At 39.2% G+C, this 25807-nt stretch carries 20 protein-coding genes; 6 read left to right on the forward strand and 14 right to left on the reverse strand.

The genetic code is table 11. From position 1 onward, the window contains the following. Positions 1-120: 120 nt before the first annotated feature. The 4 genes from pstB to pstS all read right to left on the reverse strand — a co-directional run bounded on the left by pstB (position 121) and on the right by pstS (position 4086). On the reverse strand, positions 121-903 hold the full coding sequence (gene pstB, locus ACN222_RS04505; protein ID WP_010995082.1) for a phosphate ABC transporter ATP-binding protein PstB: 783 nt from the start codon (positions 901-903) through the stop codon (positions 121-123). A gap of 170 nt (positions 904-1073) precedes the next feature. Continuing rightward, complete coding sequence (gene pstA, locus ACN222_RS04510; RefSeq protein WP_010995083.1) at positions 1074-1952, reverse strand: phosphate ABC transporter permease PstA; 879 nt, start codon at positions 1950-1952, stop codon at positions 1074-1076. Positions 1953-1981: 29 nt separating this feature from the next. After that, positions 1982-2950: a phosphate ABC transporter permease subunit PstC gene (pstC, locus tag ACN222_RS04515; protein WP_190449631.1), complete on the reverse strand. Its 969-nt coding sequence runs from the start codon at positions 2948-2950 to the stop codon at positions 1982-1984. Between the two features lie 92 nt (positions 2951-3042). Then, a complete protein-coding gene (gene pstS, locus ACN222_RS04520; RefSeq protein ID WP_010995085.1) occupies positions 3043-4086 on the reverse strand; it encodes a phosphate ABC transporter substrate-binding protein PstS in 1044 nt (347 codons plus the stop codon). Positions 4087-5083: 997 nt separating this feature from the next. Here pstS and era point away from each other — a divergent pair. Then, complete coding sequence (gene era, locus ACN222_RS04525) at positions 5084-6058, forward strand: GTPase Era (RefSeq protein WP_044522758.1); 975 nt, start codon at positions 5084-5086, stop codon at positions 6056-6058. A 146-nt stretch (positions 6059-6204) separates the two neighbouring features. Beyond that, positions 6205-6882: a response regulator gene (locus ACN222_RS04530; protein ID WP_010995087.1), complete on the forward strand. Its 678-nt coding sequence runs from the start codon at positions 6205-6207 to the stop codon at positions 6880-6882. Here the strand turns inward: ACN222_RS04530 and ACN222_RS04535 are convergent. From ACN222_RS04535 to ACN222_RS04565, 7 genes are all read right to left on the reverse strand, one after another. Beyond that, the gene (locus ACN222_RS04535; protein ID WP_084789074.1) at positions 6812-7045 is read right to left on the reverse strand and encodes a hypothetical protein; all 234 of its coding nucleotides are present in this window, start codon (positions 7043-7045) and stop codon (positions 6812-6814) included. The genes ACN222_RS04530 and ACN222_RS04535 overlap by 71 nt on opposite strands. A 126-nt stretch (positions 7046-7171) precedes the next feature. Further along, entirely contained in the window at positions 7172-8161 is a 990-nt protein-coding gene (locus ACN222_RS04540; RefSeq protein WP_044520769.1) for a glycosyltransferase family 2 protein, read from the reverse strand. Positions 8162-8247: 86 nt separating this feature from the next. Then, the gene (locus ACN222_RS04545; RefSeq protein WP_010995089.1) at positions 8248-9153 is read right to left on the reverse strand and encodes a glycosyltransferase family 2 protein; all 906 of its coding nucleotides are present in this window, start codon (positions 9151-9153) and stop codon (positions 8248-8250) included. Between the two features lie 15 nt (positions 9154-9168). After that, entirely contained in the window at positions 9169-10446 is a 1278-nt protein-coding gene (locus ACN222_RS04550; protein ID WP_044522761.1) for an ABC transporter ATP-binding protein, read from the reverse strand. Between the two features lie 2 nt (positions 10447-10448). Further along, positions 10449-11294 carry an ABC transporter permease gene (locus ACN222_RS04555; RefSeq protein WP_010995091.1) on the reverse strand — a complete coding sequence of 282 codons (846 nt, stop codon included), beginning with the start codon at positions 11292-11294 and terminating at the stop codon, positions 10449-10451. A gap of 155 nt (positions 11295-11449) precedes the next feature. Next, on the reverse strand, positions 11450-12463 hold the full coding sequence (locus ACN222_RS04560) for a glycosyltransferase family 2 protein (protein WP_044522763.1): 1014 nt from the start codon (positions 12461-12463) through the stop codon (positions 11450-11452). A 61-nt stretch (positions 12464-12524) separates the two neighbouring features. Next, positions 12525-13814 (reverse strand): colanic acid biosynthesis glycosyltransferase WcaL, encoded by a 1290-nt coding sequence (locus tag ACN222_RS04565; RefSeq protein ID WP_010995093.1) that lies wholly within the window; start codon positions 13812-13814, stop codon positions 12525-12527. A gap of 404 nt (positions 13815-14218) precedes the next feature. Here ACN222_RS04565 and ACN222_RS04570 point away from each other — a divergent pair, with 404 nt between their 5' ends. Continuing rightward, positions 14219-15760, forward strand: coding sequence for an NAD(P)/FAD-dependent oxidoreductase (locus ACN222_RS04570; RefSeq protein ID WP_010995094.1), 1542 nt, complete (start codon positions 14219-14221; stop codon positions 15758-15760). Between the two features lie 100 nt (positions 15761-15860). Here ACN222_RS04570 and ACN222_RS04575 read toward each other — a convergent pair whose 3' ends face one another. Beyond that, entirely contained in the window at positions 15861-16211 is a 351-nt protein-coding gene (locus tag ACN222_RS04575) for a Rieske (2Fe-2S) protein (protein WP_010995095.1), read from the reverse strand. Positions 16212-16706: 495 nt separating this feature from the next. Here ACN222_RS04575 and ACN222_RS04580 point away from each other — a divergent pair, with 495 nt between their 5' ends. Both ACN222_RS04580 and ACN222_RS04585 read left to right on the forward strand, forming a co-directional pair. After that, entirely contained in the window at positions 16707-17513 is an 807-nt protein-coding gene (locus ACN222_RS04580) for an exosortase-dependent surface protein XDP2 (RefSeq protein ID WP_010995096.1), read from the forward strand. Positions 17514-17980: 467 nt separating this feature from the next. Next, entirely contained in the window at positions 17981-18184 is a 204-nt protein-coding gene (locus ACN222_RS04585; protein WP_010995097.1) for a hypothetical protein, read from the forward strand. A 254-nt stretch (positions 18185-18438) separates the two neighbouring features. Here the strand turns inward: ACN222_RS04585 and ACN222_RS04590 are convergent, their stop codons facing one another. After that, a complete protein-coding gene (locus ACN222_RS04590) occupies positions 18439-18876 on the reverse strand; it encodes a DUF2262 domain-containing protein (RefSeq protein ID WP_010995098.1) in 438 nt (145 codons plus the stop codon). 488 nt (positions 18877-19364) lie between these two features. On the opposite strand from ACN222_RS04590, the gene ACN222_RS04595 reads away from it, so the two are divergent. Continuing rightward, complete coding sequence (locus ACN222_RS04595; protein WP_044520772.1) at positions 19365-19616, forward strand: hypothetical protein; 252 nt, start codon at positions 19365-19367, stop codon at positions 19614-19616. A gap of 182 nt (positions 19617-19798) precedes the next feature. Here the strand turns inward: ACN222_RS04595 and ACN222_RS04600 are convergent, their stop codons facing one another. Next, on the reverse strand, positions 19799-25750 hold the full coding sequence (locus ACN222_RS04600; protein ID WP_010995100.1) for a response regulator: 5952 nt from the start codon (positions 25748-25750) through the stop codon (positions 19799-19801). Positions 25751-25807 lie beyond the last annotated feature (57 nt).

Raw genomic sequence — 25807 nt, forward strand, 5'->3', positions numbered from 1 at the left:
ATTCGGAAAAACCTTTGAGAAGTTAGCGGCTAGAGAATAATATTTTTATTTATCTGTAGATATATTTTGCATTTATACATTCTCAAGCGTACTGAATCAGATGTTATTAAATACTTTACTTTAGCCAAAGCGACCTGAAACATAGTCACGGGTGCGAGAATCGAGGGGGTTGCTAAAGATTTGAGTAGTTACACCAAATTCCACCATTTGACCAATACGACTTTCATCTGTACTGAAAAAAGCTGTGAAATCAGATACACGAGTTGCTTGCTGCATATTATGCGTGACGATCGCAATGGTCAATTCTGAGCGTAAACTATGAATCAGTTCCTCCACTTTCATCGTAGCGATGGGGTCAAGTGCAGAACAAGGCTCATCCATTAACAGAACTTTTGGCTTAATGGCTAAAGCACGGGCAATACAAAGCCGTTGCTGTTGACCTCCAGAAAGCCCTAAAGCTGATTTGTTGAGCTTATCTTTGACTTCCTGCCATAAAGCTGCACCTTTAAGGGCAGATTCAACAATTTCATCTAAATCTGCTTGTGGTAATTTAGCAGATATTCTCACACCATAAGCCACATTTTCATAAATGCTCATGGGGAAGGGGTTGGGTCTTTGAAACACCATCCCAATTTGGCGGCGTAATCTATTGATGTTGATACGCGGGTCATAAATATTTTGACCAAAAAAATCAACAACTCCTTCTACCTTGACAGGGCCTTCCAATTCGCTAATACGATTGAGGGTTTTGATAAAAGTTGATTTACCACAACCACTAGGGCCGATAATTGCTGTGACTTTATTTCTGTAAATATCCATTGAAATCCCTTCAATGGCTTTTGATGTATTGTAATAAAAACTTAGGTCTTTAACTTTAATTGCAGGGACTAATTGTTGATTCATAGTATTGAATTAGTTTGGTGTAGATAATTGACTTTAGGTATAAGTAAAGTAAATATTATATTTTTGATGGGCATTGCCCATCATACAAATGCTTAGATTTTTGAAAAATCAACTCAGATTTCTATATAAAGTAAAGAAAAAGCTTTTGTCTTAGTTTGGGGTATATTTTTTTATTTAATCTTTTTCTTACGAGTAACTAAACGGGAAAGCAAACTAACACTTAAAACTAAACCGAGTAAAACGATAGAAGTCGTCCAGACTAGTTGACTTTTCTGGGGGTCAGGGTCGTTGTAAAGGTTGTAAATTAAGACTGGTAAGGAAGCTGTGGGGCCGAGTAATCCGGCTGACCAATCTAGACTAAATAAGGCCGTAAAAATTAGGGGTGCTGTTTCACCAGCAGCACGGGCTACAGCTAGTAAAATACCTGTGGTAATTGCGGGTATAGCAGCAGTAACAACCACACGAATGGTAGTTTGAAAGCGTGTTCCTCCCAAAGCTGCTGAGGCGAGGCGTTGGTCTATGGGAATAAGTTTGAGGGCTTCTTCGGTAGTCAAGGCGATAATAGGTAACATAATTGTGGCTAAGGCAAATCCACCAGCGATCGCGCTAAATTGTTTAGTAGCCAAAACTATTAAACCATAAGCGAATATCCCAACAACAATTGAGGGAACACCAGTCAGGATACTAACGATAAAGCGTACAAAGCGAGCTAATGGACTAGTTTGTCCAAATTCTGCTAAAAATATACCTGTGAATAACCCTACAGGAATACTGAATAAAGAGCCAATAGCGACAACTGTAATAGTCCCTAAAATGGCGTTACCAAATCCGTTATCGATGACAGATTTGACGAACATTTCTGTTTTTAAACCGATGATTCCTCGTGAAATAATTTCCCAAAGAATGGAAAATAAAGGAATTAATGCCAAAGCGGAGAATGCAAAAGCGATTGCATTCATGGCATAAGTAAATAAAAGTCTTCTTGGTGGTAGAGGACTGCGTAATTCTGATGCTAAAAGTTCAGTTTCTGATGGTTGGGAATTGGTCATATTTTTGACTGATGACTGATGACTTTTGACTATTTATTTTTGCTACCAACCCACTGCACCAATAACCTAGCGCCAATATTTACAGCTAGAGTGACAGCAAACAAGACTAAACCTAAATAACATAAAGCACCAATGTGCAGTCCTGGTTGAGCTTCGGCAAATTCATTAGCTAATACTGAAGGAATTGTATAAGCTGGATCGAGCAAGGAAAGACTAATTTGCGCTGAGTTGCCAATCACCATAGTTACAGCCATTGTTTCGCCTAAAGCTCTTCCTAAGGCCAGCATGGCTGCACTGACAATTCCCGAAAATCCGGCAGGTAATAATACTCGAAAAATTGTTTCCCAACGAGTACCACCCAAGGCCATAGAAGCACTGCGTAATTCTTTAGGAATGGCTCGCAATACATCGCGGCTAATTGCTGCCATTGTTGGCAAAATCATAATGGCTAAAATAATCCCAGCCGTTAACATATTTGTGCCAACTGGGAATTCGGAATTAAATAATGGTATCCATTTAAAATTATTGGCTAACCACTGTTGTACAGGTTCTAAAACTGGAATAAAAACAAAAATTCCCCACAAACCAATAATGACGCTGGGGATAGCAGCAATTAACTCTACAACAAAAGCTAAGGTTGTTTGTATCGATGGTGGTAGGAAGTTTTCACTAGTAACTAAGGCAACAGCTATACTCACAGGGACTGCGAAAAAAATAGCGATCGCACTACTTACCAAAGTGCCGTAAATATAAGGTAATGCTCCGAAAATCTCATTAGCTGTGTCCCAATCTTGACCCCAGAGAAAACCAATCCCAAAGTTATCAATGGCTGGTTTAGCTTCGAGGAAGATAATCCAACTCATCATGAATAATACAGCAACGGCGATCGTGGCAAAGATATATACTAACCATGTGAATCCTTTGTCTAACCAAAAATTTGTGCCATCATTAGCTGTTAATCCGAGATTTTCATTATTAGATGGAGCTAAATTTGTCATGTAAATTACGGAATTTATACTAATCAATATCTTGGGACTCATGAGGGTGGACATATAGCCCACCCAACTTAGAAAAACATCAAAATTTCTGACTATGGTTTGACGTTGCTATTGACTGTTTGCAACACACGATTAGCCACAGCATCAGGAATTCTGGTGTAATTAAGGTCATCGTTAAATTGTTGACCCTCTTTTAAAACCCAGTTGATCCACTTTTTGATAGCTTGAGATTTAGCAGCATCAGCATACTGTCTATAAACCATCATCCAGGTGAGTCCCACAATGGGATATCCTTGTCCTGGGTCTCCTACAAAAACGCGGAAATTGTCTGGGAAACTGACAGCTGATAAAGCAGCGTTAGCAGATTGGAGAGAAGGCGCTACAAATTCTCCTCTTCTGTTTTGAATCTGGGCTGATCTAAGTCTATTTTGGGTAGCATAGGCATATTCTACGTAGCCAATAGAGCCAGGAGTCCGGGCTATTAAAGCCGCTACACCAGGGTTTCCTCTACCTCTGAGGACGTTTGGTAAAGTCCATTTGGGTGCTGTGTTAGCACCAACTCTGCCTTTAAAATAGGGACTGATAGAACTCAGGTGGTTTGTGAAAATGAAGGTTGTACCACTACTATCCGCACGCACAGCGAATCTAATAGGCTGGTTTGGCAGATTTACACCAGGATTATCAGCTCTAATTTTGGCATCGTTCCAGTTCGTAATTTGACCAGAAAAAATTGCTGGTAATGTTGCACGGGATAATCTGAGATTATTGACACCCGGAACATTATAAACAACGGAAACAGCCCCACCTGCGGTTGGCACTAGGATGACACCATTTTTGACTTTAGCAATTTCAGCATCCGTCATCGCAGCATCACTACCACCAAAGTCAACAGTTCCAGCAATTGTTTGCCGAATACCACCACCACTACCAATTGCTTGGTAGTTAATTCTCAGTTCTGGATGCTTCTTTCTAACTTCACGAGCATACCGTTCGTATAGTGGAGCAGGGAAAGTAGCTCCTGCTCCGTTGAGAGTTTGAGCTTGAGCTATCGCTGTAAAAATAGGAGTAACAACAACAGCAGATGTTACCACAGCAGTAGTAAATACACGCTGTAAAACGGTGGTGGAAAAATTCATATTACCTCGTAACGTAGCGATTACTTTCGACTTTCATCACAGCAATCAAAAGGTTATATTTATTACCTTTAATTCAAGTTAAGTCTAGGTAAACGAGAAGTTAAGATATATTTAAACTATGCAATTTTATCCTCTATGTTTTTGAATAAACTTTTGACATAATTCATGGAAGCGATGATACATAAAATTTCAGTACTTACGGAAAAGGAGCGAATCTAATTATTCAGATGTCCAAAAATAAATAAACCCAGCAGGGGCTAAAGCAGCAGACCACCTGCCAGGAAGGCACGGTATATTCTCGCCATGTTTGATCGGGGTAGAGCTTATTTATGAGAAATAATGCCTATCCGTAACTAGGATAACTGAGCTAATTATAACTAAGGGTTAAGAAAATTCAGTGATATGGTTAATTTAAAGTTAAAATATACAATTATGGAGAAAAAAGAAATAATACAAGGAAATATTACTATTTTATCAGGACTTCACCACCTATGGTTTTTCTAATCAATCGAGTAAAAATTATAATAATTTATCAATTTTTTTAAATAAAGCATGGTTTAGAAATTCAATCTTTAGAAAATGTTTGTTTATTTTATTGGGTCTTTTTAAAGATAATTAACATCTAAGTTCAAAGACTTAATTTATAATTACAAACTATCTATATTATCGGTAGAAACAAAATTCATGTTTTAAAGTTTTCAAATTTAAAAAAAATAGTAAAAAATTCAGCAAGCAGAAATGTTGATCATATTTTAAGTTAAGGAAATTCAGAACTAAATATACAGCAGACAAGAGCATAATAGTTAAATTAGAGCAATCCCCTAAAGGAAAGATAATTTTAGACTTTTGTATAGTCATATCTCATTTTTCGAGATTCAAGCTAAATATATTTACTAGTAGATTAAACTAAAGCAAGGCAGTTCCCCCGAAAATCCCAGGGTGAATTTATGCGGGTTATGTGTCTAAAGAAAAAACTAAGTTATCCCAGCTAGAAAATATGACGGCGGAACTAAAAGTGGCTAGTATTGATAATCACATCTCCTCCTTATCAGGCGAAGTATCAATCCCCCAAGCTCCACCTGAATTTAAATCAGGCTTTATCGGCATTATCGGCCGTCCTAATGTCGGTAAATCTACTTTGATGAATCAATTAGTAGGGCAAAAAATTGCCATTACCTCACCAGTAGCGCAAACAACACGCAATCGTTTGAGAGGAATTGTCACTACACCAGAGGCGCAGTTAATCTTTGTTGATACGCCAGGAATTCACAAACCCCATCATCAATTAGGTGAAGTACTGGTGAAAAATGCCAAACTCGCTATTGAATCAGTGGATGTAGTACTGTTTGTTGTCGATGGTGCAGTGGCTTGTGGTGCAGGCGATCGCTTTATTGCCGATTTACTAATTCATAGCAAAACCCCGGTGATTTTGGGCATCAATAAAGTAGACCAACAACCCCCCGATTCCCAAAAGATTGATGAGAGCTACCAGCAGTTAGCAAGTGCTTATCAATGGCCGACGGTAAAATTTTCGGCTAAGACCGGTGCAGAGTTGCCCCAACTACAAGAATTATTAGTAGAGCATTTAGAGCATGGGCCGTACTATTATCCCCCAGACTTGGTAACAGACCAGCCAGAACGGTTTATTATGGGGGAATTAATCCGAGAGCAGATTTTGCTGTTGACTCGTGAAGAAGTACCTCATTCAGTAGCGATCGCCATTGATTTAGTCGAAGAAACACCAACTATTACCCGCGTCCTCGCAACCATCCACGTTGAGCGCGATTCCCAAAAAGGTATTCTCATCGGGAAAGGTGGTTCAATGCTCAAATCCATCGGTAGCGCAGCCCGCGAGCAAATTCAAAAGCTCATTGCTGGTAAAGTCTATCTAGAGCTATTCGTCAAAGTCCAACCCAAATGGCGACACTCCCGCGTCAGACTAGCAGAGTTAGGCTATCGCGTGGAAGAATAGAAAGTTAGTCATTGGTCATCTCTTACAAAGTTCTGTTCGGAGGAAACCTCCGCTCAGACTTTGCGCTTAGTCAACATTCAAAACAGTTTTGGACTCTGAACTATAGACTATGGACTATGGACTATTAACTACTGACGAAATAAAAAATGTCTCCCAATACCGGCTATTTTCTTAATCTGCCAAGTAATGCTCCCCGGTTGCGAATTTTGATTGTGGAAGATGATCCAATGATGCAACTGGGGTTGGAACAGTCGTTAATGGCTCATCCCCAATTAGAGATTGTAGGACAAGCAGAAGACGGCTATTTAGGTGTACAAGCAGCACTAGCACTGAAACCGGATTTGGTAGTCATGGATATTGGCTTACCACGAATTGATGGGATTGCAGCGACACAGCAAATCAAAGCCGCACTACCGGAAACTCATGTGGTGATGTTGACATCCCATAAAACAGAAACAGAAATTATTGCCGCACTTTCAAGCGGTGCAGATGCTTATTGTATCAAAGGTGCAAGCATCGAGCGATTGTTGAATGCGATCGCCGCCGCCGTCGATGGTGCAACCTACCTCGATCCCCAGATTGCGCGACAAGTAATTGATCATCTCAAACCCCCCTCAGCAAAGGGAAATACCGCCAATCTATCTGGACGGGAGTTAGAAGTATTAAAACTCATGGTAGAAGGACTGAGTAACCCAGAGATAGCCGAGAAACTTTATCTCAGTCCTAATACTGTGAAAACTCACGTCCGGGGAATTATGAATAAATTAGCGGTTGACGATCGCGTCCAAGCGGCTGTTGTGGCGCTACGTTCTGGTTTAGTATAGTTGGCGTAGCATCAGCAACAACGACTGCTCCTGGTTGGATCTGACCGATGGGCGCTGGCTGCATATCGCGGTAATCTAATATTTGGACAACGATTAGATAGGCGATCGCTAACAGAATCGAAATAGCCCCTGTAATAATTGCCACAATTTTTTTGCGGTTCATCACTAGTTCCTACAATGCAAGTTATGGGTATATACCTATATTCACATTGCCAGCTCGTTATTTCATTAAACCTCTTTCAGCCTTCCTGCGCGTGAACCACCGCGCCCCTCTGAGTTTATAACATCTTTATCCTGTATAGCCACGATTTCTCATTTCCCAGGTTCTTGCAGAGATGAACTTTTTGACAAACAAAACAGTACAAGCAATTCGTTCGGTCTGGCGAAAGCCCAAAATATCTTGTAACAACCGATAAAATCTTCTTTTACTATTAGCTTTAAACTCTGGAAACATCACCAAAGACTCTTCTAAGAACATTAAGTATTGCTTATAGTCAAAGAACAAAGCTTCTCTAGCTAAATCAAAATATGACTTTGCTAAAGCATGACGATACTTCATAGAAAGTTGGTTTTTCTGTAATAATTGCTGTTCAGCTTTCTTTAATACTAGATGATGGCTTTTTAACCAACGAGCTTTAGAAGAGGTAGAAACTGTGACAGAACCATATCGCCTGTATACAGCGTAGCAACCTGGTTGATAAGCAACTTTAGCTCCATTCATGACCACAGACAGAAAAAAATCTCTATCTTGCGCGGCAGGTAAAGTTTCATCCCATCTATCACTATTTTCTACTACACTTCGTTTATACATTAAAGCAGCTAAAGCAACCCACCAATTAGCGAGTAAAGCCGCTAAAATATCTGCTTGCACCCCAGAAATTTCTATCTTATCTAGAAAACTGGAATCGTCAGGTAAATGGCGCTGATGTCTCCAATCACCATAAACAACATCTGCACCAGTTGTTTCGAGAAAATTAACTTGTTTTTCTATCTTTTCAGGTAAAATATAATCATCTGCATCCAAGTATTGAATATATTCTCCCTGAGACAGTTCAAAACCACGATTCCTAGCATGATTTCCTCCCTGTTGGGGGTAACTCCGCCAAATAATTTCGTTTCCAAAAGTTTTGATGATTTCTAGAGAATTATCTGTAGAACCATCATCAATGACAATTATTTCAACATCAGCATAGGTTTGTGTTAAGCAACTTTCAATTGCTTCTCTTATCCATTTTTCAGCATTAAAACAAGGTATAATTACCGAAACTTTTTTGGGCATATATACTAATCCTATATAGGACACAATAGCGGTACATAAATGCCTTGGTTAAAGCCAATATTTTCTCAATGACTAACTCAAGTTAATTAATGTTTTAATTTATAACTACGAATTACAAATTTTAGTCTCGATTGATAAACTCTAGTGACAACGCGAGGCGCTATTTGCAGAGGATCTAGTTGCATTGACCAAAATAAATTGTAAAAAGCTTCACGTTTTAGACCAATTTCATAACATTTGTTAGCGTGTTCATAGACCAACTTAGCAAACATTTGTGGATGGGCTTGGAAAAGAGATTTATGTTTATGCACTAGCCGTAAAAAGCTTTCCTGGCGAAGCATAGGATTACGTGAAACTCTTTGTCCTCCGTGGTTATATAACTGGTAGGTAATGATGGGTAGACCGATAATTGAGCAAGCGGGGTTGAGTCGTAAAAAGAGTTCTGAGTGAACGCGCGATCGCATTTCCTCATCCCAACCACCGATTTTTTGCAGCACTTCACGCTCAACCACTAGGGTTTGCTTAGTATTGTAAGATTGATCGGGTTCGATTTCTTCGAGAAAGAAATGGACACCACGGGGTCGGAGTGGTGGCGGTAAACGTTGACCAAGGACTTTTCCTTGAGCGTTGACTTCTTCTAAACCCGATATCACCGCTACAGGTGCGGGTAAGGATGTTTGCGATAATGCCTCTAATGATACCTCTGCCATCTGGGGAAGTAGGCGATCGTCATCATCTAAAAAGGCTACCCATCGACCAAGAGCTGCTTCTAGTCCGACGTTACGCGCTCCTGCACCACCATGAGACTGCAATAAACGAATCAATCGCAACCGGGGATGACTAGGTAAGTCTATCGGCTGTGTAGACGCATCATCAACTACAATCACTTCCAAATCCTCCATAGTTTGCTCAAGCGCACTTTGAACAGCATGAGTCACTAAATGAGGTCGGTTATGAGTGGGAATGATAATGCTGAGTAGGGGATTGCTCATTTTTCATGTTTTAATTTATTGATTGATGACTTGCCATGTACGTGGTTGGTAAAATAAACATCTACTGATAGTTTTGTTACTCTTCACAGTAAATCTAAAAGATTCAACAATATCAAAAGACTCTACACCTCGTCTGATATATATTTTTGCACTGTAGACACCAGGAACAAAGGAGCAGTATGGCATATACATTTGGATTTCTGATGTTCCTGGGAGGATTGTTAAATCTTGGCGATCGCTATGAGAGGTTATGTATTGAACCAGCCCATTTTCTCCTGACAAAGCCGTTACTAGTATACCTAAGTTTGCTTGCTCGATTTTTTGGTAAGACTTGCATTCTACACACAAATAAGCAGATTCACCGGAAAAGGGCGCTTCTAATAAATTACCCTGTTCATCCCTAAAAAAGACAGCAGTAATACTTAAACCTAGACTCTTTGCTTGTGGCTTTTCAGGTAAAATCATTTTTCCTAACGCACTTTCAGTTCCACTTAAACACAGGTCTTCTTCATATTTACGAATTACGGCTTCCGTCTCACCAGATGTAATCAATTGACCTTTTGATAAATAAATTGATGAATCACAAACATTGAGGATACTATGGGAGTTATGAGAAACTAATATAAAAGCTGTGCCATTTTCCCGCAATTGTGCTAACTTACGATGACATTTAATTTTAAATTTGGTATCTCCCACTGCGAGAACTTCGTCAATTAATAAAATATCTGGTTCTACATGAACTGCACAAGCAAATCCTAATCTAGCAGCCATCCCAGAGCTATAGGTTTGTACAGGTGCATCAATAGCATCCCCAATCTCAGAAAAATCTATTACCTCTTGAAATCTTTCGGCAATTTTTTTAGTAGATAGACCCAGAATTGCCATATTTGCATAAATATTTTCTCGCCCTGTCAAAATAGGATTAAATCCTGCTCCCAAGGCGATTAGTGGAGCGACTCTACCTCTCACTTTCACGGAACCAGTGTCAGGTTTAATTAGACCACTAATGATCCGTAGGAGTGTACTTTTACCAGCACCATTTGAGCCGACTAAACCTAATGCTTCTCCCCGTCGTAACTGAAAGCTGACATCTTTGAGCGCCCAAAACTCTTTTCGACGCAACGTATCACTGTTTCTATTACCTCCGGATAATTCGGCGGTAATATCTTGAAGACCATATAATAAGGATTTTTTTAAGTCTCTACAGAATTTTTTAGAAACATTATCAACTGAAATTAATAAATCAGTATCTTGAGAATTTACGTAATTTTTCGGCTCTATTAACTTAATCATCATTAAGAACTAACTCTCTCAACCACAAAAGGCATAGCTAAACGAAATCCAACCCAAGTTATGAATAATGCCACAAGAGTGATTGCACTCACCACCCAAAAGCCATGAGGATGGGATACTACTCCTGTTGTAGCTAATTCTCTGATTGTCACTAATAAAGGAGTGACCGGGTTGAAATTAACCAACCACCCAAAGATTCCCGCTTTAGGAACTGGATAAATTACAGGAGTGAGGAACAGCCAAAACCCCGTAACAAGGGATAGTGCTTTGGACACATCTTGATAGAGTACTCCTAATGGGGCTAATAAAATACCAATAAATGTTCCCAACAAAATTAAGTGAATTAGTGGAACTGGAGTTAAAATCACAGTCCAATTGGTGGGAATGCGAAACCAGATAAACAATCCCACAATTAAAATTAGCTTGATGGCAAAGTTAAAAAATACTTCGCCTACCTTTGCTAAAATCAGTGCTTCTCGTGGAAAGTTAACTCTGGCTAACATGGGTCTGGCTGCTGATACTGCTTGTACAGGCCCGTTTAAAGCTTCAACAAATGTCTGCCACAATGCAGTGCTGAACATGACATAAGCTGGGTAAGGTAAATCCGTGACACCAATATTAATTACTTTGGCTTCATTAGCTAGGGTAAAACTAGTAGCCATAACAATTGGTGGTAAGAAAGCCCAAGCAATTCCTAAAAACGATTGGCGATATTGAGCGCTGATATCCCTGACCATCAATCGCCAAGCTAGTTCACGAGAAGCTAGCAAGTCTCGCCACATGAGTTTGAACAATTGTATCGGATGCCTAAGCATACTCTCAGGCTGATAAACTATCTCAGGCAGCATGATTGTGGAACCTCAAGATTTGTAAGGTAATGATTTAAGTAGTAATTCAGAGATCGTTTTTGACCCTTTGTTCTGAAAATACTTGTTTTGGGGTATGGGAGTTGATAAAAGTTTGATGTTGTATCCTATCGTTTATCAATCACGAAAGGATAATATTATGACAAATTTTGCAAGTGTTTTTGAGCGTAACGGGTAGTAATATAACGGTTAACAACCTTGTCTATGGTTAGCAGCAGTTTACCTACTACTCGCCAGCCAAATTTGCCTATAGGTAATTTACGGACAAAAGGGCTGATAAGTGCCATTTGTCGCCGCCATCCCAAGCGTTTGTACTTATTTTTAAAGTACTCGTCTTCCGTGAGGTTCCACTTTTCACTCAAGCGTTTGAGGCTGGCTAATTCCCAAGCATCACTCCAACGCAGCATATAGTAATTGATGTCTGTCTGCTCTAGAGGTTTGCTGGTTATGTAAGTCATGACAGACTCTGGTTCCAGATAGACTGTACCACCAGCGTCAGCTACTAAGATACATAAATCAACGTGTTCTTTGGTGTTTAGCAGGGCTTCATCTAACAGACCAATTTGTTGAAATATTTCTGTGCGTACCATCATGCAGTGAAACTCTGCTAGTCCGGTTTGTTGGCGTTGTAGATGGGGAAGGACATCAGCTACCTTTCGACCTTGTTTATAAATCTTCTCAATCATCTTGCGTCTGGTGATGCCGCCTTTAGTTTCTACCTTAATTCTTGATTCCCCACCTGCACAATGTACTTCTGTGTGTAGAGGAGAACCTTGGCAAATCAAGGGACTAACTATAGTTGCGCCTGTTTCTTCGGCACAATGCACTAAAGGCTTGAGCCAGCCAGGGGTTACTACCACATCGTTATCAATGAAGACTACATATTTGGTAGTTACTTGACCCAGACCAAGGTTGCGAGCATGGTTTGGTGAGAGATAGTAATCTGTGCGAATTAGCTGAAATTGCTTTTGCTGTGCTTGTTCTGCCAAATATTTCTGGATATGTCTGGGGGAAGCACCATCTATATAAATTAGTTGGAATGGATAATCGCTATTTTCGTAAATGCTTTCTAAGGCTTCACGGGTGCAACTGAAACGTTCCCGTGGAGAAACAATGATTGTTACGTCGGGAGTGGCTGATGAGTTTGTCATCTCCATCAATATCCTTTGGTATTATGGGGTGGAAAATCAAGGCTGATAAGTTTTGTAAGCTTTATTGCAAAGCCACGACTGAAGCTAAAACTGGCTCTTGAGTAGGGAAATTATTCATCATTACTTGGCGATAAATCTCTACAAGCTCATCATTAAGCTTGTTCATGTCATAGTGTGATTCTACATAAGCACGACCAGCACGACCCATTGATGACCAAATTGCTGGATGCTCTATCAAATCAATGAGTTTTTTAGCTATAGCCTCAGCATCTCGTTCCGGTACGAGAAAACCAGAAATCCCATCTTCAACTAGTTCGGGAATACCACCGTGAGTGGTAGCTATGACTGGTAAACCCATAATCATAGCTTCTTTTAGGGTATTAACTGGAGCATCTTGATTGCCATCTTTAGCTGTCACACTGGGAGCTATAAAAATGTCTGATTGATCCAGAATTTTAATGATTTCTGGCTGTGTTTTCCAGCCTACTAATTTGACTTTATCTGTAATATCTAATGACTGGATTAGTTGTTGTAAAGTTTCTTTTAACTCTCCATCTCCAATAATTTGGTATTCGATATTGGGATAAAATTGCAAAACCTTAGCTACAGCACAAATGCCATATTCTATACCTTTTTTTTCGATGAGACGACCAGTGGTGGCAATGCGAATTTTTTGACCTGGATGTAAATATCTATCTTTAAAAGGAAAGCGACTGCAATCTATTCCTGAACCATGTACGACAATTTTTTTTGGGTCGCAACCTAATTGGATAGCCCTGCTTTTAAAATATTCACAATTTGTTAAGAAAAAATCTCCTTTAGCAAATAGTTGGTCGTAAACATTATTACCATATTGTTGCACAAACCAACTGATATCATAGCCACGAAACGACGTAATCAACTTACCTTTGATCGCACCAATATCACGCAGTATCATGCCATCAATTGCGAGTGTGCCAAACTGACAGTGAATAATGTCATAGGCTGGAGCTTTTATCAAATTGAGCGCTAGGTATAGTAAACGTAAGGAGACTGCTCGTCTACCATACTGGAAAAAATTTAGCGATCGCAGAATTACTAAAGGTGATCTATGAAAATTAATAGCTATTAATCTTATAGCTTGTAAAACACGCAAAAAATAATTTTTAGGAATTTGTGGATGATTGCGTGTGATATCAAGTAAATGATAATTTTCTACATCTGGATGTATTTTGTGGGAATCATTTGGGCTGATATTATTACTACTATAAATATCAACTTTATGTCCACGTACCATCAGCCCAACAATTTGATTGACAACGAACGTTTCTGAAATAACTGGAAATTTGTCAACTAAAACAGCAATCTTCATGTTTTTATCTCAACTCTTCATCACCATAAGCTTGCAATAATTTACCTAAGTAAACCTGAAAAGTTGCACCCAATTTAAAATATTTAATTGCTCTTATTCGACACGAATGAGTATATATCATGATTTATGATTGTTCAATAGAAAAACAGAGAATCTCTCTGGAGATAGATTTTTAAATATCAGTAGAAAAATCATATAATGTAGTTTTTTTGATGAACATTAATTACTAGCGTATTACGTAGATATTCAGTGTTAGCTAAACTTGCTGATTTATTGGTAAGATATCTATAATCTTTTTTTAACCAAAATGTATTAATTTCATAATGTATTCTTAACTGCACTGTATTGGTTTATATTGCATAGATAAGAACTTCTGGAAGAAAGATAAACTTGATAATATTTATATGTCTCTAACCGAAGAAATTCTCTCCCAACTACCAGGGGATGTTTTAGGAAATTTACGCCATGCTGATGATGTACTCAAATCTATTCGAGAAAATACTGCACTGACACCCTCAGTAGTTAAAGAAAGCCCAGCAACCTTAGGTACTGTAGACTGGGACGCAATTATTTGTGGTGGTACATTAGGCATTTTAATTGGTTGTGCCTTAGCGGTGCGGGGGTTGCGGGTGGCGTTACTGGAGAGAGGTACTTTGCGGGGTAGGGAACAAGAGTGGAATATCTCCCGTAAAGAGTTAGAAGTCTTTGTGGAGTTGAATCTGCTGACACAAGAGGAGTTAAAGAAAGCGATCGCCACTGAATATAATCCAGCCAGAGTCCAATTTAAGGATGGTGCAGAGGTTTGGGTCAAGGATGTCTTAAATATTGGTGTAGATCCAGTTTATTTACTAGCTACCTTAAAACAAAAATTTTTAGATGCTGGTGGTCAGTTATTTGAACATACACCTTTTACAGAAGTAGTCGTTCATTCTGATGGGGTGATAGTCAATCAGCAATTCACCGCTAAATTATTGATAGATGCAATGGGACACCTTTCCCCCATCACCAAACAAGCACGCCAAGGCAAAAAACCAGATGCACTTTGCTTAGTGGTGGGTAGTTGCGCTCAAGGTTTTAGTGAAAATCCTGCTGGAGATTTAATTTTATCTTTTACATCTTTGCAGAACCAATGTCAGTATTTTTGGGAAGCCTTCCCCGCTAGAGATGGTAGGACAACATATCTATTCACTTACATGGATGCTCATCCCCAACGCTTGAGCTTAGAAGACTTGTTTGGAGAATATTTGCGCCTATTACCAGAATACCAAGGTGTAGAATTACAGCAGTTAAAATTTCAAAGAGCCTTGTTTGGATTTTTTCCTAGCGATCGCCAAAGTCCACTAAAAACACCCTGGAACCGTATCCTACCAGTAGGAGACAGTAGCGGTAATCAATCACCCCTAAGTTTTGGCGGTTTTGGTGCAATGGTACGCCACCTGAAGCGTTTAACATTAGGTACACAGGAAGCCTTGCAAACTGAGCAATTATCAGCCACAGCACTAGCACTATTGCAACCATATCAACCAAGCCTTAGTGTTACTTGGTTATTTCAAAAAGCTATGAGCGTTGGTGTCAATCAAAATATTGCTCCAGAGCAAATTAACCAACTGCTATCAACGGTGTTTCAAGAAATGGAACAACTAGGAACACCCGTATTAAAACCTTTTTTACAAGATATAGTCCAATTTTCGGCATTGACACAAACACTAGCAAAGACTGGCTTATCTCATCCAGCATTGGTTGCCAAAATAATTCCTCAAGTAGGTTTAGTCAATCTATTAGATTGGCTAGTGCATTACACCAACTTAGGCATTTATACTGCGTTGTTCGCACTAAGTCCAACCTTAGAAACCTGGATCAAAAATTTTCCACCTACGCAACAATACTATTGGCATCGTTTAATGGATGCTTGGAAATTCGGTTCTGGCGCTGATTATAACGTTTAAATCCCCACTCCTTTATGGGTGGGGATTTGGTAATGGGTAATAGGCTAATTACCCATGATTGATTCTTTGATGGAGTATGGCGATCGCTAGTTTGCTAGACTTACACACCTACCCAAATACTGCCTTCTTCCACACGGGTAGGAAAGACAGATAATCCCTTTTCTTTAGAAATCATACCCATCACTTTCCCAATACCGGGAGGAAAGGGAGTCCACTCAGTAGGATTACCACTAGTCAGGTCAAAGGCGCTCCGGTGAAAAGGACAAACAATCGCTCCATCATCTGTAATTTTGCCCTTTTGTAAAGGTAGCTTCAAGTGGGGACAGGAATTTTCCACCGCAAACACTTGGTTGTTATGGTTCAGTAGCAAGATGTTCCGTTGTTCAACCTTGACCACTTTACGCCCATTGGGTGGTAATTCATCCTGGCCAATAACTTTAATCCAGTTCATTGATACCTCTCTTATCGATCAGCCTGTTAAGTACATCATTTCACAAGTTTGTGACTGTATATAGTAATGAGGGGTAGATAAGAGCAACTAAGGTTAAGTCTTTAACGATTGATACAGCTATAATTTTCATGAAATCTTATCAATAAATCGAGTAAATTTAATAGTTTTTTATGTATTTATGATGTATTTAAATTTGCACATTCTTTATTTAACACAAGTAAAACAAAGAATACGTAAAGATTTTCCTTATACAATAAATTGCTTTATAAAACTCTTTTAATAAGAAGCTGAATTAAAGCTTATATCTTACAGTAACTTTAAATAACCTCTATATCTATAGAATAATTTACATCATATTTTATTGAAACCCAATCGGATAAATCATTAGTGAGATTCACACAAAAAATAAACTCACTTTCAGGATATTTACGGGTCACTGTCAGTATTTTCATGGAACATAATAGATGACATAGCAAGTAAACCAAAGTAAAAACCATGAAAACTAAAAACTTATATATAACTGTTGGATTGCTTTTCAGTACAATACTAGCTACAGCTAATTCTGCTCAAGCGGCTAGTTTCACCAGTAATGTCAGTCAGAACACTAATCCCAAGGCTAATGTTTTCTTGAATTCTATTACTCAAAATGGCAAAACCTTCAGCAATTTCTCTTATGTAAACAGCGCCAATATATTGTTCAATACTGACAGAAGTGTCACCATTGCACCACTTAATGAGGGCGGTGCTAGTACTGATAAAGGAGATAATGCCAATGCTCCCTTAGCAACTAACGAAGAGCCAACAGGTGCTGAGATTGCTGCATACTTAGGTAACAATAACCTGAACAATATTATTGATACTGAAGATACAGGTTCTTTTGAGATTGATATCTTCTTTGAGCATAAAATAATCAAAGATAACACCGGACTGGATAATATCTTTTATTGGGAACGTGGACAGAATAGCTCCATCGGTATTCAGGCCATTGATCATTTGGGAAATACCATCGGTAATTTCATCACTATTACTAAAAATGATCTCACTTACGCTAACTTCGACATTAACACTAGAGAAATTGCTAGCGCTCAACCTGTTGGTTCTGTAGGTATCAGTCTCGACTTATTGGGAGTAACTAGCTTGAGTGGTTTAAAACTCACAGCACATAGTGGCCATCATGGCCCTGACTTCAAATTCATTGCCAGAAAAACAACACCAGAACCAACAACTGTTCTGGGTTTAGGCGCAGTAGCAACCCTTGCTTTCTTACGCCGTCGCCAATTCAAGCTTAATTCTGTTAAATAATCATGATGAGCTACCTATAGCAAGACGGATGAAACAGTGAGCGAAGAAATTAGTTATCAGCTCACTGTTTTTTTATATGCCCCTGAACCCATACAATTGAGATATATTTTTAAACATTCTTCCTTCATCTCATTACTGTAAGTTCTTGAAGGTTAGCAGTTATCAATAAACTTGCGACCACAACTAACACATATGTAATTCTATTTACCACTTTTTCTCCCGTTATTACGGATATGGATTGAATCACAACTGGGACAATTCATATTCAAGTACCTACTAATTGATACTCCATTATGCAACGCCGAAAAATAGCTGTACTGAGCGGTTAATTTTAGTTTCAGACCATCAAACAGCAAAAACGCTGGTTTGAACTGTAAAATATTAATCATTACTCATACAGTCGCCATTATTCATGTACTTTGCCATAATTAATAACTAAATTGCTAATGAGGCATAGCAGCTGAATAATGACAGATAACCAAGTCCAAATTCACCTACTTGTTGGTATCAGGGGGTTGACTTTATTGGTTTTCTACACCGAAACTGATTGCTGGCAGTTCCGGTTTCTCAGTTTGGGTGGTGCTGTATTTGGAGAACGCAAAATATATTTCACAGCCCAAGCAGCTGAACAAGCCGGACGTGAATGGATTAATAAAGATTTTGAGGATTGAGTCAGCAGTATGTAAACCTAAGAAATAGTTAGTTCCCCTGGCTTTTGCAAGCGACGTTTACGTGCATAAAATTGAATAATTACTGCAAATAGTAGAGAATTTAGAGTGGACAGAAGTCAAACTGACGGCTCCTGAATGATTTGAGATGGAAAGTGCTTGGTTAGTGGTAGCCAAAAATCATCGGGTGAATCGGGATTGGAAAGCTTTAATACAGCGTCATCCAGAAAACACTCTTCGCAAACCTTTATGCTGAGTTATCCAGAAATACCAGCATCTATAAAGCAATTATCTTTATCCATTGTGATAAGAATACAGTGTCCAAAAAATAGATTTCCATCGTTATAGTAGAACGCCACTTCACCATCTGGAGAAAAGACTAATCCTTCAAGCATCATTCGGTTTTTGAAATCTTCAGGTGTTAAAAATATCTCGTCTTCATCGAGCCATGTTTCATTCTTAAGTTCTAACAATTTTTTTACAGCATATTCTTCTGCATTTTTAGCATAATGCTTCAGATGTCTTACAAAACTACTAGCTCTAGTCAATATTGATTCGAGTTTATTGTTATCTTCTATTGAAATGCTAATTGAAAGTTGTGTTTCATAAAAAACGACTTGACCTTCATAACAATCAAATTTGGTGTCATACCTTAGCTCTCCTAAAATTTCGTGCTTGATATTGGATAAATTCATGTGTTGAGCAATGATGAAATAAATATACGAAATTAATTGAGAAAGATTGTCTAATTATTAATTAATTTGGCATTTACTACTAATTTGAGTTTAAGTTACAACCAGTTATAGCTGAATTTTGTTGTGATTAAAGCTTAAAATATATTGATTCTTTTATCAACCAATCAATCTTATGGGTACACAACCAGAAAACATGAGGTTATGCTCTTAATGCTTGTTACAGCAGATAGTAGAAAATGACATCTGTAGCTCAACGTCAGATGAGAAGCGCACAAAATTTCTTACTTTATTCACCAAAAGCAAGCCATAGGAATGATTTTAAGAGCCAATGCGGTGCATTTCTATTGCTCGGCCGCACTAATGATACTGGTGTTTGTTCTGGAACTGACAAAGCAAAACCTGTATCAACCAGTATGTTTAGCTATGATTCGCATACATAAACGGAAGGTAATATGGCAAATCCTCTTTCTTCATTGTTGAGAAAGATAATGAAGCATAGTCCACTGCAATCATCAGCAAATAGGGTGATCTTGACGCTCGTGCTTATTTTTGCTTTTATCATCGTTTTATTTGTGTACGGTGGTTACCGAGATAACGCTCTCATCACAGCTTGTAAAGAACAAGGTGGTACTCTCGTTTACCGTACACAAGTTCAAGAATTTTTAGACGACGGACGAGGTAGTGGGGGTATTAGCCAAGAATTTCAGGTTTTTGATTATTGTAAATTTGATTCTAAATAATCTACCCGATACTCACACCTGTTTAGGAGAAACAGCCATTGTCGAGCAAGGAGATTGCACAGTTGGGGCGGCTGAAAGCCTTATAAATGAAGATTTTGAGGTAAGTAATTTGATTTTTTTTGAATTAGCTTTCTTACTTACAGATGGGGTATAGGAAATTTTTCCCTACCCCATCCCCAAATTTAAGCGTTACCGTGACTGACTAACTTTTCCCCTTTCAACATCCGCACTGCGGCTTCTAGTAAAGCCTCTTCTAGGTAAGGTTTGGTGAAGTATCCACTAGCACCGAGTTGAATTGCCATTTGTCTGTGTTTATCTGCACCTCTTGAGGTGAGCATAGCAATGGGTAAATGGTTAAGGGTGGAGTCTTTTTGAATACGTGAGAGCAACTCTAGACCGTCGCAACGAGGCATTTCAATATCGCAGAAGACGATATCACAAGGTAGACCAGAACGCAGCTTGTCCCAGGCTTCCTGACCATCACGAGCTTGTTCAACGCGATAACCCGCTTTATTAAAGGTGAGGGATAGCAATTCTCGGACGGTGATGGAGTCATCAACAATCAGCACAGTCGGATCAATCTTCACAGCCGGAACTTCGATCGCAATTGGTGGTGTCTGTTGCCAAGGTGCGCCACCAGCGTGTTTAGACATTCTTCCTTGGAAGATATCGATAATTTCCAGTACATCAGCAATGGGCATAATGCGACCATCACCCAAAACTGTAGCCCCTGCTACACCTATTGGCTTAGGTGCTGGGCCTTCAAATTGTTTAATAACAATTTCTTGCTCACTCAATACTTGGTCAATCTGGAGAGCGATTAAAGTATTACCCGATCGCACGACGACGACAGAAATCATATCATCATCCCTGGTTCCTCCGTAGACGTTACCGCGACCGAGTTGGCGATTGAAAGTTAACAGGTCTTTCAACGGTCGGAAGGGTAAGACTGTATCCCGCCAAGAAATGAATGATTGTCCATCAGGATTATGTTGGACGTTTTTGCTTGGTATATCTAAGGTATCTTCCACACCATCCATCGAGAAGGCGATCCGTGCTTTATCGGATACACAGCACAGAGCCTTACAAATACTCAAGGTTAATGGTAGACGAATTGTGAAGGTGGTTCCTTTGCCAACAGTAGAATCTGTATTTACCGCCCCGCGAATTTCGCTAATTTCGGAACGCACCACATCCATTCCCACACCACGACCAGCAATTTCATCAGCTTCATCTTTGGTACTAAAACCAGACTGGAACAGTAGGTCATAAATTTCCAGGCGGGAAATAGTTCTAGCCTGTTCTAGTGTCATGATTCCCAACTTCACTGCTTTGGCCTTGATCCGTTCTGGATCAATTCCTGCGCCGTCATCCCCTACAGAAATTACAGTTTGGTTTCCTTGGTGAAAGGCGCGGATGGTAATAGTTCCCACGGGTGGTTTACCTGCGGCTTCCCTGATTTCCGGGGTTTCTATACCATGAGCGATCGCATTGTTGAGCATATGGGTCAGTGGGTCATTGAGATGATCCAAAATCATCTTGTCAATGAGGGTATCGCCACCTTCAATCAATAATTCCACCTGTTTACCAAACTTGATCGCATTGTCGCGCACTCCTCGCCGCAAACGGTCAATTGTCTGAGAAAATGGCACCATCCGGGCGCGTGTCAGCCCTTCTTGCAGTTGAGTTGTAACTTGGCGGAATTGTCTGGCTACTCGTTCGGTTTCTTCGGTGACGAAATCAATGTCACTCGCTGACTCCCTCACCCTGACAATCAATTCAATCATTTCCTGAGACAGTGTGTGGAAGGGAGTAAAGCGATCCATTTCTAATTCACTAAAACCGCGATCGCTATTTGCATCCGGTACTTCGTAGACAGGCTCTCTAGTTTTGCGACTAGCTAATAAAGATGCTTCTAAAAGCGATCGCTCATACAACTCCTGCATCCTTGCACCTACGTCTGAGAGCTGTTGCACCTGGACTAGCAAGTTATCTAATGATTGTCTCAGTCGTTCATGATCCTGCTCTAAGGTGTTGCGATTGACTACTAATTCACCGACCAAATTGCTCATTTCATCCAACTGCTTGACCGGCACTTTCATCGTTTCTTCAAATCTCGCCGTCCGTCGATTAGAAGTACGCGGAGTTTTGCCTACTGTTGGTTTGACTGGTGATGAGTGGGAGATAGTTTGGTCTGCTTCTGCTAACAGTTTCTCCAGATCACTAAATTCATCTCCTAATGGCGCTGGTGTTACAGAAACAGGAGGAGGTGTTTTGATGATTTTAGCTACAGCAGGTGGTTCATCCAGTACTGTTTCCGGACTGTCTTCACCCAGAAGTGCTTCTAAAGCTGCAAAATCATCTCCTGCTATGGAGTCGTTATCAGCACTGGATGTAGCTTCTTCTATTTCTAACAATGCTTCTAAATCAGCAAAATCATCTTGAATATAAGTATCTGACTTGACTGATTCTGGGATATCTACTTCAGTAGAAGCCACATTTTCCACTTCAAACTCGGCTACGTCCTTCGTGGCTGGAGTTATATCTACTAAAAGCCCTGATGAATCTGCAATGTCTTCTGGATTTTCATCATTGGTCAGAGCTAGCTCCAATTCGCTAGATTCTGAAGTAGATAAAGTAATATCCTCAACCGGAATATCTGTGAAGTTGTGAGTTTCCGCGATTAACTCATCTAAGGTTAATTCCGATAAATCATCATCTAACTCCAGTTCACTAGTTTCTGCAACTGTTTCTAAACGAGAGGAATCATCAGTCTCATCAAAAGTGATATCTGTCAAATCACTAGTTGCGGCTGATAAATCATCACCTAACTCCAGTTCACTAGTTTCTGCAACTATTTCTAAACGAGAGGAATCATCAGTCTCATCAAAAGTGATATCTGTCAAATCACTAGTTGCGGCTGATAAATCATCACCTAACTCCAGTTCACTAGTTTCTGCAACTGTTTCTAAACGAGAGGAATCATCAGGCTCATCAAAAGTGATATCTGTCAAATCACTAGTTAAGGCTGATAAATCATCATCTAAATCCAGTTCACTAGTTTCTGCAACTGTTTCTAAACGAGAGGAATCATCAGTCTCATCAAAAGTGATATCTGTCAAATCACTAGTTAAGACTGATAAATCATCATCTAAATCCAGTTCACTAGTTTCTGCAACTGTTTCTAAACGAGAGGAATCATCAGGCTCATCAAAAGTGATATCTGTCAAATCACTAGTTAAGGCTGATAAATCATCATCTAAATCCAGTTCACTAGTTTCTGCAACTGTTTCTAAACGAGAGGAATCATCAGGCTCATCAAAAGTGATATCTGTCAAATCACTAGTTAAGGCTGATAAATCATCACCTAACTCCAGTTCATTAGTTTCTGCAACTGTTTCTAAACGAGAGGAATCATCAGTCTCATCAAAAGTGATATCTGTCAAATCACTAGTTGCGGCTGATAAATCATCACCTAACTCCAGTTCACTAGTTTCTGCAACTGTTTCTAAACGAGAGGAATCATCAGTCTCATCAAAAGTGATATCTGTCAAATCACTAGTTAAGGCTGATAAATCATCATCTAAATCCAGTTCATTAGTTTCTGCAACTGCTGGTGCTGAAAAATCAATACCTGTTTCTAAACCAGAGGAATCGTTTGTTTTTTCAACTGATTGCTGTACATCTAAAACGCTTGCAGTTGTGAATAAATCATTATTATCTGAAGTTTCTCTACTTTCTATAACCAGAGAATGGTTATTCTCATTTATTTCACTAAATAAATCAACTTCCGATTCGTCAACAGGAGATAATTCTTGAATTTGGGTGGTAAATTCGGGGATAAAATCTAAAACTTCTGGTTGTTGTGAAAAATCATGAATTTCTGGTGAGGAAACTTCACTACTTTCTCTTAAGAATTGGATGTCATCACTAATAATATTAATCCCATGAGTATCATGCGTATTTGCGGTTAATTCCTCAAATAAATCATCACCTGTATCTGATGCAAATAGCAAATCTAACTGCTGCTCGTCCTGCAAGAAAGTGATATTTAAATCATCTGGATCTAAACTTTCATTCAATGGTGATGTAAATTGTCGGTTTTCAACAAAAATATCTCCAGAAGCCGCAGCCTCAAACAAACTCTCTTCTAAAGCCTGAGCTATATCTTCCTCTATTGCAGACTCTAATATTTGCTCCGGTTCTACTTCAGTTTCCGAGTTCCATAAATCCGCTAAGTTATCTACTGTTGGTGCAAATTCTAATGTTGTTGCTGGTGGTAAATCAAATAAATCACTAATTTCTGATTTATCGGTTGATAATTCCGTATTTTCTTCTAAATCATTAAATAAGTTATTTAATGATAAATCTTCTGACAATGTTATTAGCTGCGGCTCGGAATTAGTAGGTAGCTTAGTGTCTTCTAAACCCACCACATTTATATCTGTATCTAAAAACAAATCATCAAAATTACTTGAAACTTTTGTCTGCTCTAATTCATTGCCAGCCTGTATTTTATCATTGATCTTCAATGCCAATAAATCGTCTATGACATCATTGGAATCTGGTAACTGGTTAGTATTATCTCTAGCTTCTTGTATTATTTCACCGGCAGTAACTGGGGCTTTAAATAAATCAAGTGATTCTAAATTATTTTTTTCTAAGAAGTTTTCCCCAAACAATAAGCTTAAGTCTTCTGTATTATTTATAGTGTTCTCAGTCTCTTCTTTATCTTCTTCCAGTGATAGAAAATCGGCGATATCACTATCAACTTCTTCACCTGTACTTTCGCTGGCATCCACACCTAAATTACTAGTATTGTTAATATCAATAATTTCTTCTTGTTGCCATGTTTCATCGAATTCTGGTGTCTCACCCTCAAACAAGTCAGCAAGAGTATTTAACTCAGCTAATCCTACTTCTGGCCCGTGGGTGTGAGTTTTGTTAGTAGTATAGGTTGTTTGGTCGTGATGATCAAATGGAATATCCTTGTGTGCAATATTTTCTGCTATTACACTTTGCGGCGCAAGTTGCTCAGAGATTTCGGTGAGACTAGTTACACTGTCTTTTGGTGACTCAATTAAAGGCGCCCTAATTTCCTTATTAGTAATTGTAGGTTCAGGTGTGGGGGTTATTGGTGTTATGAATGATTGACTAATAGCAGTGGGAACATCACCAAGTAAATTTTGTGCTACTTCTAACAAGGGCATTTCTGGAAAACCCCAGAGTGCTTCTAGTCGGTGACTAATTGTGATCTCAGATTCCCTACTTCGCAGAACTAATTCTTGAGCCTGTTTAATTTCTGTAATGACAATTTTAGCTAAAGTCAGATAAGTATTTTCTTGATTAGCGATCGCATTAGCTGCGGCTTTGCATAAATTACACCAGTTAGGCAAATTCCACGTTTTTCCCAGTTTGACTAGCTGATTGCAGCAGTCCTGTAACTTCTGCCGAGATGCTGATGTTGCTGGTTGCTTAAATATTTGCAACATCTCCCTGAGTGTTTGTAAAACCTGGGATTGAAACTCACTCCACTGATCGCTATCTGTAGCAACAACGGGAGAATAGGTTGGTAAAACTGGAGAGGTTTTGGGGGTTACTTCTGCTGGAGTTGCAACATCTTGGCCAAAGAATATTCCTGTGAATGTAACCACACTATCTGCTGTGTTTGGCTTACTTACTGTATGGTCACCAATTTCAGCAGTGCCACCTTTTTGTACCAGTTGTTCCAAATGCTCATGTAGCCATTGAAAAACTGGCTCAGTTTCCGACATCAAAGTATTAGCAACTTCTTCTGATAAACCAAACGGCCCACTTAGCTGTTCTAATAGCGCTTTCAGGGTATCAGACACACCAAGAAATAACGACTCTAGTTTTTGGTCAACCTGAATTGGATTGTCTTTAAGAATTTTGAAACAATCTTCTAAACGATGGGAAGTGTGCTGAATGCTAGTTAAACCAAGCATTGCTGCTCCCCCTTTAATGGAGTGAGCCGCCCGGAAAACTTCGTTGATCATTTCCGGGTCGTTTAAGGTACTTTCAAGATTGAGCAACCCCTGTTCGATTGTATTCAGGTGGTCTCTCGCCTCTTCGATAAAGTAACCCAAAATCCTCTGTTGTTGTTCCGGCAGCATAGTTTTTTAGTCAATAGTCAATAGTCAATAGTCAACAGTCAACAGTCAACAGTCATT

The sequence above is a fragment of the Anabaena sp. FACHB-595 genome, assembly GCF_048568275.1.
GTDB lineage: Bacteria > Cyanobacteriota > Cyanobacteriia > Cyanobacteriales > Nostocaceae > Trichormus.

Bases quoted from the DNA above. Each gene is read 5' to 3' on its own strand.
- pstB (WP_010995082.1), bottom strand. From the start codon at position 903: ATGAATCAACAATTAGTCCCTGCAATTAAAGTTAAAGACCTAAGTTTT.
- era (WP_044522758.1), top strand. From the start codon at position 5,084: ATGACGGCGGAACTAAAAGTGGCTAGTATTGATAATCACATCTCCTCC.
- ACN222_RS04550 (WP_044522761.1), bottom strand. From the start codon at position 10,446: ATGATTAAGTTAATAGAGCCGAAAAATTACGTAAATTCTCAAGATACT.
- ACN222_RS04540 (WP_044520769.1), bottom strand. From the start codon at position 8,161: ATGCCCAAAAAAGTTTCGGTAATTATACCTTGTTTTAATGCTGAAAAA.
- pstC (WP_190449631.1), bottom strand. From the start codon at position 2,950: ATGACAAATTTAGCTCCATCTAATAATGAAAATCTCGGATTAACAGCT.
- ACN222_RS04555 (WP_010995091.1), bottom strand. From the start codon at position 11,294: ATGCTGCCTGAGATAGTTTATCAGCCTGAGAGTATGCTTAGGCATCCG.
- pstS (WP_010995085.1), bottom strand. From the start codon at position 4,086: ATGAATTTTTCCACCACCGTTTTACAGCGTGTATTTACTACTGCTGTG.
- pstA (WP_010995083.1), bottom strand. From the start codon at position 1,952: ATGACCAATTCCCAACCATCAGAAACTGAACTTTTAGCATCAGAATTA.
- ACN222_RS04580 (WP_010995096.1), top strand. From the start codon at position 16,707: ATGAAAACTAAAAACTTATATATAACTGTTGGATTGCTTTTCAGTACA.
- ACN222_RS04530 (WP_010995087.1), top strand. From the start codon at position 6,205: ATGTCTCCCAATACCGGCTATTTTCTTAATCTGCCAAGTAATGCTCCC.
- ACN222_RS04570 (WP_010995094.1), top strand. From the start codon at position 14,219: ATGTCTCTAACCGAAGAAATTCTCTCCCAACTACCAGGGGATGTTTTA.
- ACN222_RS04600 (WP_010995100.1), bottom strand. From the start codon at position 25,750: ATGCTGCCGGAACAACAACAGAGGATTTTGGGTTACTTTATCGAAGAG.
- ACN222_RS04575 (WP_010995095.1), bottom strand. From the start codon at position 16,211: ATGAACTGGATTAAAGTTATTGGCCAGGATGAATTACCACCCAATGGG.
- ACN222_RS04595 (WP_044520772.1), top strand. From the start codon at position 19,365: ATGAAGCATAGTCCACTGCAATCATCAGCAAATAGGGTGATCTTGACG.
- ACN222_RS04545 (WP_010995089.1), bottom strand. From the start codon at position 9,153: ATGAGCAATCCCCTACTCAGCATTATCATTCCCACTCATAACCGACCT.
- ACN222_RS04535 (WP_084789074.1), bottom strand. From the start codon at position 7,045: ATGAACCGCAAAAAAATTGTGGCAATTATTACAGGGGCTATTTCGATT.
- ACN222_RS04560 (WP_044522763.1), bottom strand. From the start codon at position 12,463: ATGACAAACTCATCAGCCACTCCCGACGTAACAATCATTGTTTCTCCA.
- ACN222_RS04565 (WP_010995093.1), bottom strand. From the start codon at position 13,814: ATGAAGATTGCTGTTTTAGTTGACAAATTTCCAGTTATTTCAGAAACG.
- ACN222_RS04585 (WP_010995097.1), top strand. From the start codon at position 17,981: ATGACAGATAACCAAGTCCAAATTCACCTACTTGTTGGTATCAGGGGG.
- ACN222_RS04590 (WP_010995098.1), bottom strand. From the start codon at position 18,876: ATGAATTTATCCAATATCAAGCACGAAATTTTAGGAGAGCTAAGGTAT.